The sequence below is a fragment of the Methanospirillum hungatei genome (assembly GCF_020216685.1).
GTDB classification, from domain to species: Archaea; Halobacteriota; Methanomicrobia; order Methanomicrobiales; family Methanospirillaceae; genus Methanospirillum; species Methanospirillum hungatei_B.
Genome location: NZ_JAIWNS010000045.1, coordinates 1 through 10000 on the forward strand (window position 1 = coordinate 1; position 10000 = coordinate 10000).

At 45.5% G+C, this 10000-nt stretch carries 11 protein-coding genes; 4 read left to right on the forward strand and 7 right to left on the reverse strand.

All coding sequences use genetic code 11. From position 1 onward, the window contains the following. Positions 1-1027, reverse strand: a 1027-nt coding sequence (locus LDL35_RS02470; protein ID WP_304019164.1) for an HAD-IC family P-type ATPase, incomplete at its 3' end; no start/stop codon positions are given. Continuing rightward, a complete protein-coding gene (locus LDL35_RS02475) occupies positions 1014-1442 on the reverse strand; it encodes a MarR family winged helix-turn-helix transcriptional regulator (RefSeq protein ID WP_304019167.1) in 429 nt (142 codons plus the stop codon). The genes LDL35_RS02475 and LDL35_RS02470, both read right to left, overlap by 14 nt. Before the next feature lie 159 nt (positions 1443-1601). On the opposite strand from LDL35_RS02475, the gene LDL35_RS02480 reads away from it, so the two are divergent. Both LDL35_RS02480 and LDL35_RS02485 read left to right on the forward strand, forming a co-directional pair. After that, positions 1602-2900: a response regulator gene (locus LDL35_RS02480; RefSeq protein ID WP_304019168.1), complete on the forward strand. Its 1299-nt coding sequence runs from the start codon at positions 1602-1604 to the stop codon at positions 2898-2900. Positions 2901-3003: 103 nt separating this feature from the next. Next, positions 3004-3186 (forward strand): hypothetical protein, encoded by a 183-nt coding sequence (locus LDL35_RS02485; RefSeq protein ID WP_304019170.1) that lies wholly within the window; start codon positions 3004-3006, stop codon positions 3184-3186. Positions 3187-3753: 567 nt separating this feature from the next. Here the strand turns inward: LDL35_RS02485 and LDL35_RS02490 are convergent. The 5 genes from LDL35_RS02490 to LDL35_RS02510 form a co-directional block, all read right to left on the reverse strand. Further along, positions 3754-4986 (reverse strand): ATP-binding protein, encoded by a 1233-nt coding sequence (locus tag LDL35_RS02490; RefSeq protein WP_304019172.1) that lies wholly within the window; start codon positions 4984-4986, stop codon positions 3754-3756. 284 nt (positions 4987-5270) lie between these two features. After that, the gene (locus LDL35_RS02495) at positions 5271-5714 is read right to left on the reverse strand and encodes a hypothetical protein (protein WP_304019174.1); all 444 of its coding nucleotides are present in this window, start codon (positions 5712-5714) and stop codon (positions 5271-5273) included. A gap of 2 nt (positions 5715-5716) precedes the next feature. Next, positions 5717-7705 (reverse strand): ferrous iron transport protein B, encoded by a 1989-nt coding sequence (gene feoB / locus LDL35_RS02500; protein ID WP_304019176.1) that lies wholly within the window; start codon positions 7703-7705, stop codon positions 5717-5719. Between the two features lie 7 nt (positions 7706-7712). After that, on the reverse strand, positions 7713-7937 hold the full coding sequence (locus LDL35_RS02505) for a FeoA family protein (RefSeq protein WP_304019177.1): 225 nt from the start codon (positions 7935-7937) through the stop codon (positions 7713-7715). Between the two features lie 7 nt (positions 7938-7944). Then, positions 7945-8187, reverse strand: coding sequence for a ferrous iron transport protein A (locus tag LDL35_RS02510; protein ID WP_304019186.1), 243 nt, complete (start codon positions 8185-8187; stop codon positions 7945-7947). Positions 8188-8545: 358 nt separating this feature from the next. Between LDL35_RS02510 and LDL35_RS02515 the strand changes: the two genes are divergently transcribed. Both LDL35_RS02515 and LDL35_RS02520 read left to right on the forward strand, forming a co-directional pair. After that, positions 8546-9172 (forward strand): type 1 glutamine amidotransferase family protein, encoded by a 627-nt coding sequence (locus tag LDL35_RS02515; protein WP_304019188.1) that lies wholly within the window; start codon positions 8546-8548, stop codon positions 9170-9172. 90 nt (positions 9173-9262) lie between these two features. Then, positions 9263-9898 (forward strand): hypothetical protein, encoded by a 636-nt coding sequence (locus LDL35_RS02520; RefSeq protein WP_304019190.1) that lies wholly within the window; start codon positions 9263-9265, stop codon positions 9896-9898. Positions 9899-10000 lie beyond the last annotated feature (102 nt).

Here is a 10000-nt window from a genome sequence, read left to right on the forward strand (position 1 = left end):
AAACAAATATGGTAATCTGCTTGCATACCTCAAGGAATTTCCCACTCTTTATAAGAATCCCCCGCTTCGCTGCAGGACCAATCGCTGCAAGGACAGCTGACGGGGTGGCCAGGAGGAGTGCACAGGGACAGGAGACGATAAGGACAGTGATACCTCTGGTTATGTCACCGGTTATAAGGGTAATCATACCGGCGATGATGAGAATGACCGGCGTGTAATACCCGGCAAACCTATCTATCATCGGATGGGACGGAGGCCTTCGAAGTCCTGCTTCTTTGACCAGTTCCACAACTTTTGCATAGGATGACTGAGCGGCAGGGTTTGATGCGGTAATAACCAGTGCCCCGTCAAGGTTCATACTTCCTGAGAAAACGGCATCACCGGGTTTTTTATTGATTGGAAGGCTTTCTCCGGTGCGGAAGGATTCATCCACGTCCGAATGCCCGGTGACGATATACCCATCCACGGGGATTCTCTCACCCGGATGGATCATGATCTGGTCACCGGTCCTGATATCCTCAACTGGTATTTCGTGAATTGTTTCATCAAGAATGAGACTGGCTGTCGTGGGGGCTGCCTGCACCATCATATTCAGGTCTTTTTTTGTCCTGGTGTAGAGGAAGTCTTCTACCAGTTCTCCAATCGTGAGGATGAGGGCTATTTCAGCAGCAGCAGTAAATTCTCCAATCAGCACCGCTGCAACAAGAGCAAGGGCTGCAAGTTCACAGACATTCCATTCTCTTCTGATAAGTCCCTGGATTGCTTCCTTGATAATTGGGTAGGCAGTGAGGGCAAGGGCTGCAAGAGCTGCAGGGATCTGAATCTCTTCAACCGGGATGATAGTATATTCCGTCAGTACGGCGATGAAGACAAAAACCCCGGCTATGAGCACTCGTATGATGGTCTTTTTCAGGTCCTCTTCCGCATGGTCATGAATGCACCCACAATCATGAGAGCAGCCGGTCTTCCTATCGCAGGTTCTCTCTTCTGAAGTCATGGATGGTTCACCTACTTTAAATATGCTCATTTATCTTCTGCAAAATCTCAATGAAGGTCCGGGTATCATCTTCCCCGAGGACTGAGGCGATTTCTCCTGCCAGGTTCAGATGGTGGCGGTGATGCTCTTCATATGCCAGTGTCCCTTCCTCGGTTAGTTCAATGATATAGGATCGCCGGTCATGTTCTGCTCTCACCCGTCTTGCAAATCCTCCCCTCTCCAGACGATCAACAGCCATGGTGGTTGTCCCGGTGGTGATACCAAGTCTGCATGCCAGTTCTTTCATATTCATCCGGCCATGATGACCAAGAATCTCGATGGCATGTGCATCAGATATCTTCATGTTTCCAGATTCAATGACCGATGATTCCCATGAGGTGAACCGGTCAAAAAATTCTACGAGTTTTTCGTTTAATTCTTCTCTGAGATGATCTTTTTCTTCCATTGTTCATTCACTCGGATATCGAATTGTTTGATTATCAAACTATTTGGATTATTGATATTTATATTTATTGAATATATGAATTCCTAAATATCTGTTTTTTATCTCTCCAAAAAAAATTTGGGTTTGTCCTAAATGGACCAAATAAAATAAGTGTGTTACATGCTTTCACCAGCTCAATCAGATCTTTTCAACCACGAGATTTCATCAGAAACACGTCCTGCCCTCTCTTCAGTTTTGTTTCCACACCTCAGCGTTGATGTAAAAGAATCCTCTCCTGATTACATCAATCGAGTTCTGCTCGTAGATGACGAACCTTCATTGCTTGAGATCTCTTCTCTTTTTATTGAAAAAAAAGGGAATATATCTGTCGTAAGTTCAGAATGCGCAGAAGATGCCCTAGATATTCTCTCATCCGAGTCATTTGATGCAATTGTATCTGATTATGACATGCCGTGCATTAATGGTTTCGAGTTTCTCTCGGTTTTACGAAAAATGGGAAATAATATTCCTTTCATACTCTTCACCGGCAGAGGGAGGGAAGAGGTGGTCATTGAGGCATTAAACCGGGGAGCCTCATATTATATCAGAAAAGGTGGAACTCCCACTGTTCAGTTTACCGAACTTGCGCATATTATTCAGCAGGCGGCTCTCAAGCGGAGGTATGAAGACAGAATTCGGGAGTCAGAAAAACTGATTTATTCGATATTTCACCATCTGCCTGATGCAGCATATGCTTTTGATACGAATGGAAGAGTTCTGGCATGGAATCACGAGATGGAAGGGCTGACCGGCATTGCGGCAGATAAAGCAATTGGCAAGAAAAATCCTGCACATCTCATCCCATTTTATGCATCCTCTGATGTTGTGGTAGGGGATATTCTGATACAACCCGGGATTTCGTACCCTGATTGCTGGACAATCCTAAAAGAGCGGGAAGGGATGGTCGTTGCCGAAGTGACCTGTGAGCGTCAGACCATGCCAGTCACCTTCAGGGTTACATCCACTCATGTCTATGATCCTGATGGAAAGATCATAGGGGCGATTGAATCTGTCCGCGATGTTACTCTGGAAAAGAAAATGCACCAGGATCTTGAAGAGGTGAATTTGTATCATCGGATACTGATTGAATCACATATAGATCCGCTGGTCACCTTGTCTCCTGATCTGACTATCTGTGATGTGAATGCTGCAACTGAAAATCTCTTCGGCTATTCAAGAGTTGATCTTCTCGGAACAGACATTGCCAGATGGTTTTTGGAACCGGAAAAGATCCGAAATGTCTGCACTGATATGATGTCCAAAACCGGGTACGTGACCGGGCATCCGTTCACCATTACCTGCAGAGACAGAGAACAGGAGATCTTCTTGTACGCAACTTCATATCGGGATCCTGAAGGGAGGGTCATGAAGGTTTTTGCTGAGTTTCATGAGTCAGTCCCCTCTGTTCTGAATTCATAGTCAGTAACTTTTTTCTTTCAGAAATTTTTTCGGTCACCTCTCATCTCTACCAAAAAACAGAAAGTGATATGCGGGAGTGAAAATCCCAAACCAGGAGTATTGAATGAGTGAAAAATCAGATCTCATCTCTCATATGAAAGATGAGCTCTTCCATGTTCATGGGGATATCGAACACGTTCAACGGGACCTGGAAGCTCTCATCAGTCACATTAAAAACCTTGACGAGCATCTCCATCATCTGATGGATGAAACCTCGCAATCTTCCATACATTCCGAACCGTTCTAAATGGATCGGTCTGTTGGATGAATATTCAAACAAAGATACATCATCTTTGTTTAGGTGGATAATCAGTTCACACACGGAGGTCACATGGGAAGTCATGCATCTATCAGAGGGGTATTGGCACTGGATCTCATTCCGGAATTTCTTTGGAAATATATGGATATTCCAGAAGATGATACCCGGCTGATGGGTACTGTTCAAGCGAATGATATCACAGATAATCAATTATAGAGGTCATGCAGGTCGTCACTATTGTCTGAATTTGATGGTAACTATTGGTTATCATCTGCGGTCATGAAGAAATGACAGACAATCAGGATCGTGTAATCTCCACACCTGAATTAACCAAAGCAGAGATCCCTCCTTTCCGGCAGCTCCATTAGTGTCTGTTTTGGATGGTTCAGAGATTATCCGATCTCACCCTGGGTTCTCTCAACGAATTGATTATCTGAAAAAATCATTTGATTTTGTAATTACTGCTTTTTTCCAAAATCTATTGTCTGAATAATCCTGGTTATCCAATGAACCCCTCTTATAGAAATGGAATAAAAAAATACGAAAAAAAAGAATTTATTGAACCTGAAATGAGCAGGGATGAGATATGGGTTGACTGATGTCAGGTAAAACCGGTTCGGCTTTGGGTATGGGCATGTTCACAAACCGGTACAGCCCATTTGGAATCATTATCTCAAATCGTGCTCCTGCTCCATATGTACCGCATTCTGTTATCTGCATACCGCAGGCACTCAGGACCTGATATGCAAGATACAGGCCGGTTCCTCTGTTATTCTGTGCAGATGTCCGAAACAGCTGATCCTTATACTCGTCAGGGATTCCGATGCCATCATCCTGGATAAACCATACCAGCGAGTTTTCCTTCTGCATATAACCGCATGTAATCCGGGTCACCCCGTCTCCATGTCTGATTGCGTTGTCTATCAGGTTATATACCACTTTTTCGATTAAAGTATCTCCGAATATTTCAATTAAATCAAGATTTTGCTCAACGACTGCTGATCCTAAGAGCACCATTGATTCTGCATGGGTGATGAGCTGACCAAGATTCATCCATTTCTGTCCTGCAAGACCTGGAATGAGATGATCTGAACTGGTTGATACCTGTCTGTTCATCGCCTGGACTGTCCCTTCGATACGTGAGACAACAAGTTTCATCTCTTCACTGGTCGTCATGGTCCTCAGCAGATCCAGGTACCGGTACAGGGCGGTTATCGTATTGAGCAGGTCATGGCGGGTAATAAGCGATAAGATCTCATGATTTGCCTGAGATTTCCGTGCTGAGTGCATGACCATCTCTTTTAAAACCGGTTCCTGAACGGTTGCTGCATTTTCCCATGATATCCCGGTATTCTGCATCTTCAGAAAGAATTTCAGGGCAGATATGGTCTGACCTCCAGCCGGAGTGCCCAAAAAACTTACCAGGTTTCCTATAGCAGAAGTAGTGACGGGGGATAACTCATGTTCGATAATACAGGCTTCCTTATTTGCAATATCCGGGGAAACCCCGATAAATTCAAAAAATTGTCGCAGTGTTTCATGACGGATGTGAATGACTTCTCCCCGTAATCTTCCCTCCTGAGTGAGAAATATCCCTTCATACCGTCTCCATTCAACAAAACCGAGCTTTGCTATCTTTCCGACCATCTCAACCACGGAAGATGGTGAGACGTTCAGTGACCTGGCTATCTCCCCGGTCCGTGCATATCCTTTGTCTTTACTGAGAACATAAATTGTCTCGAGGTAATCTTCCATTGCCTGAGATAATTTCTGAACTTGTTTTTTCATCCCATTTCCTCCTGATTAGGGTCTGTCCCCGTTGCGTGAGTTCTACTCTGCTTTCACTGAAATTTTTCTTTTCTTCACAGGTACAATGACAGCAGACGCATTTCATACCGCTTTTCCTGCATGCACAACCTTTTGATTCTTCTCCGTCCCGTTTCAGATACCCGGTGCTGCACCACATGGAAATCCAGGATTGTACTGATTGTACCGGGATATCAAGTTCCAGAGCAAGTTCGGAGAGGAGGCATCCCCCCCGTTTCCTGATGAGCTGAAGAATTTCAAGACCTTCACTCACAGCAGTCACCTCCACATGAACACCCATACAGGAGTTTTGATACTCCGGCAAGGAGGGGTATGGCGAGAATTGCTGCCCATATGAAAGATGAACTAACGATAGTCAGGAGATGTGCCTCTTCACCCTCCATGATGAGGGTAAGGAAATTACCGGTTTCAACCAGGATTGCACATCCGGCAAATACTACCAGGAGCAGGGCCCCGATGTAGGAGAAGCTGATCCAGCCCGGACGGTCTGTTCTGCCTTTTATGACTGCAGTAGCGAAGAGTGCAGCGATAAGGAGAAGGATGCATCCACCGGGGATATCCGGGATGAAAAGACCAGTCCCTATTCCGGCTCCCTCTCGTATTGATATGATACCGGCGATACCGGTGGTCAGTGTTACTATTCCTGTCCACCCATAGAGATACTGGTGAGGGTATGTTGTATTATTCATGTTTATGCTCCGATGAAGAGTGAACCTACGTGTACTATGATGAATGCGAAGACGTATGCGACGAAAATTCCCCATCCGATTGCGATTCCTGTCCATTTCCAGGTGCCCATCTCCTGTCTGATTACTCCGAGTGCAGCCACACAGGGAAGGTAGAGGAGGACAAAGACCATGTATGCCAGGGCAATTATCGGATGTAAGGTCGGGTCTGCAGCAAGGGATGATTCCAGCATCTCTTCTCCTCCATAGAGGGTTCCAAGAGATCCGACGACGACTTCTTTTGCGATGAATCCGAAGATGAGTCCGACGACCAGCTGCCAGTTAAACCCAAGCGGGGCAAATACTGGCTGGAATACCTGTCCGATGATTCCTACAAGGCTGTCTGCTGATCCATATTCAACTCCTGCCGGGAGGGTTGCTAATGCCCAGACGACGATAACTCCTCCAAAGATGACAAGACCTGCACGTTTCAGGTATTCCCTGCCTTTGAACCACATATGAACCGCTGCAGCAAATCCGCTGGGTTTCCGGTATGGTGGGAGTTCCATGATGAAGGGTGATGGTTCATCCTTGAATACCAGCCGCCGGAATATCAGGGCTGACAGGATTGCAACCACGATTCCGAGGACATACAGGAAGAATATGACATTTCCTGCAGCAGCTCCGAAGAATACGCCTGCAAAGAGTACATATACGGGAAGTCGTGCTGCACAGGACATGAACGGGATGGTGATGATGGTAATAATCCGGTCTGCTCTGCTCTGCAGTGTTCTGGTTGCCATGATAGCCGGCACATTACACCCAAATCCGATAAGGAACGGAATGAATGAACGACCATGCAGACCGACCGAATGCATAAGCCGGTCCATGACAAATGCTGCCCTGGCCAGGTATCCCGTATCTTCAAGGATGGAGAGCAGCAGGAACATGACAAATATGCTTGGAACAAAGACGAGCACCGATCCCACTCCGCCTATTACCCCGTCAGACAGAAATGATCTGATCAATGGATCCATATCGACGCTGTTCATGAGCTCAGTGAAATACCCGAATATGTACTCTATTCCGACGATGAACGGGTTGGAAGCACTGAAGGTGAGCTGGAACGCAAACCACATGCATGAGAGGAAGATTGGTATCCCGAATAACCGATGTGTCAGGACCTGGTCGATAAGATCACCGGGCATGACCCTGCCCATGGAACATTGTACTGAACAGGTTGTGATCTCTTCCGAAATCTTGTATCTGGCAAGTAAAATGTCCTCAGCAATACCGTCCCGCTCTGCCGGATCAGTGGTATCGATGAATGGAATGGTACATCCTTTTTCATGCAGCATCTTTTCAAGGTGTTCGTCACCTTCCATCAACCGTATTGCTGCGTAGTGAGGAGAAAGACTGCCCAATAGTGATGCGTGTGCACTGAGATAATTACCGATTTCGGAGATGTGGGATGTGACCGAATGGGGGTATTCGACCGCTCTGTGGACGGCGGGGGTTTTATGTGTGGAGACCTGAATGATGGTTTTGATTAATTCCTCTACTCCTTCTCCTTTCCGTGCAACAATCCTGACAACCGGAATCTTCAGATTCCTCTCAAGGCAATCGGCATCGATGGTCATTCCTTGTTCATCTGCAAGATCACACATATTGAGAGCGATGACCATTGGAAGTCCGATTTCCATCAATTGTGTGGTTAAAAACAGGTTTCTTTCGATATTTGTGGCATCAATGATCTGGATGACTACATCCGGACCAGACGATAGGAGTGCGTCACGGGCAACCTGCTCATCCGGAGTAAATGCTGACAGACTGTATGTCCCGGGAAGGTCAGAAACAATGATTGAGTGGCCATTGATCTGCCGTTTTCCTGTCTTTATCTCAACCGTCACTCCAGGATAATTCCCGGTGTGCTGGTGTACCCCGCATATGCTGTTAAACAGGGTGGTTTTCCCCACATTCGGGTTTCCTGCAAATAATATACGAATATCTTTCATCGTATCCTCATTTTCGTGGTTCAACGAGAACCATGCTGGCTGCTCCGGCTCCAAGGGCGTATCTGCTCTCTCCTATCCGGACAATCACTGATTCTTTTGCTTTTTGAATGATTGTAAGTTCGATTCCGATAATGATCCCGAGCTGACCCAGAGTTTTCGCCAGGTGGCCGGTCCCACAGATTGACCTGACTACAACCTTTTCACCGCTCTTTGTAAGGCTGAGAGGAACCATGGCGCTCTCACTTCCCCTTCTTTGGTTCAACGGTTATCAGGGCCGCTTCTGCCCTACGGAGGGAGAGTTTGTACCCACGAATGTTGCATTCGGCAGGGTCTCCAAGGGGTGCCCATTTGATAAGGGTAAGTTCAGAACCTGGCAGAACGCCCATTTCCATTAATCTTCGACGAATAGCCGGTTCCCCCTGAATTGACGAAATAATTCCTGATGTTCCAGGGGGAAGTTGCTCAACAGTGATCGTAGACATAACTCACCTAATAATTTTAGTATAATCTAAATTTTTATGTGAACATATATAAAATTAGTGACATCAATAAATGGAGGGATCCATCGATGAACCGGTGATTTGGGGATAAAAGGCGAAATCAATTGTAAAATTTTAAAAATTTCCAAGAGCGAATGAGACGGAGGTAACAATTGGTTTTGTCATCTTAATAGGAGTTTTTTGGGGGTAAAAATCCAATTTGCATGATTTTATACAGATTTTACACTGGAGCTTTTTAGTCGGGTTTCATATCGCGGGCACAAAATCTGAATAGAAGGCGATCTATCATGAGTGAAAGACAAGGGGTAAATGATCTGTATGCAGATTACTATAGATCTCAATGCCACCATCAAAAAGCGTTTATCTCTTTCTATGTCCTGGAATGGCAGACTGGGAACCTGCGTATGCAATCTCACTGCTGTCAGATCATTATACCACCATACCCAAAACCAATAGTTACCAGGTTCGCACCTTTGGAGTAACAAAAGAGCCGGTGCGATCCGTTGGGGGGCTTACCATTGTTCCGGATTTTTCAGTTGATGACGTCAGCATCGACGATGTTGCCATGGTAATCCTTCCCGGTTCAACATATTATGAGAAGGAGGATCCTGATCAGCTGGCATCACTTATATCCAGGTGCATTCAGGCACACATCCCGGTGGCAGCTATCTGCGGGGGGACTTTATTTCTTGCCAGGCATGGTTTTCTTGATACCGTACGACATACCAGTGCAGGAAAAAAGTGGTTAAAGGCCCATGCACCACAATACCGGGGTGAACAATTCTATACTCCCTCACCGTCAGTTTCAGATAAGGGCATTATAACGGCCAACCCCCTGGGATTTCTAGAATTTGCTGCACATATCTTTCTTGAACTCGATGTTTTTCCGTCTGCTTTTGTTGACCAGCTGGTTTCAATGACAAAAGGAGGATATTTTGATGCAGATGCCCTGAATGGATCTGAGTAGAGAGATCGGGGGATATCCTCTCTTGTTTTACCGGGTGATATTGTTTCTATGACCAGAAAATTCATAATCGTATGAACCGTACGTGATAGTATGGATCTATTTCGATTATGCAGTTGTTTTTGCCTTTTCATTGCTGCAGTCCTCATCCCAGTCTCTGCAGCCGAGTCAGTAACTTCTGCAAACCAGACGATAAACGATGAATTTGTAGTGAAATTGCCTGCCGACTGGTCAAATTTTGCCGTAAATTCATATGCAGGGATGGCTACCGGTGTCATGGATAATAATGATATCGCGAATGTAATCACCATTAAGATATTTCAGAATATGAATTGTTCCCCGGTTGCTCAGGAAAACCTGAAAGTAAACCTGGATGAATTTAATGCAAAAACCGGTATTGCAGCCCTTACCGACCCGGTATTTGGGAACGATACGGTGACCCAGTATGGAAAATATTCTGATGGAAAGACATCACATCTCTTCTTACGACTGATTGACGGAAATGTTGTTGCAGTCTTTGGCTCATATGATACCATGGAAGATGCAAAAGCAAAGGCAGAAGAGTTTACTGCTATTGCAGCATCGGTAATTCCCCTTCATCCTTTCGTAAATGAACTTTGTGCTGCGCAGAACGAGAAACCAACTCCGGTCCCGACTACGACCTATAAACCCCGGCCGGTTCCGACCGTGAGTAATACGATAGCCCCGACTGAGGCTCCGGTATCTTAAAAAAATATCGTTCTCTTTTTTTCCTTTTTGGGTTGATGGTAAGAATTTACCACGTTGATTTCCTGATTAAGAGGCTTTGAGATAGTACTTCATACCAAAACG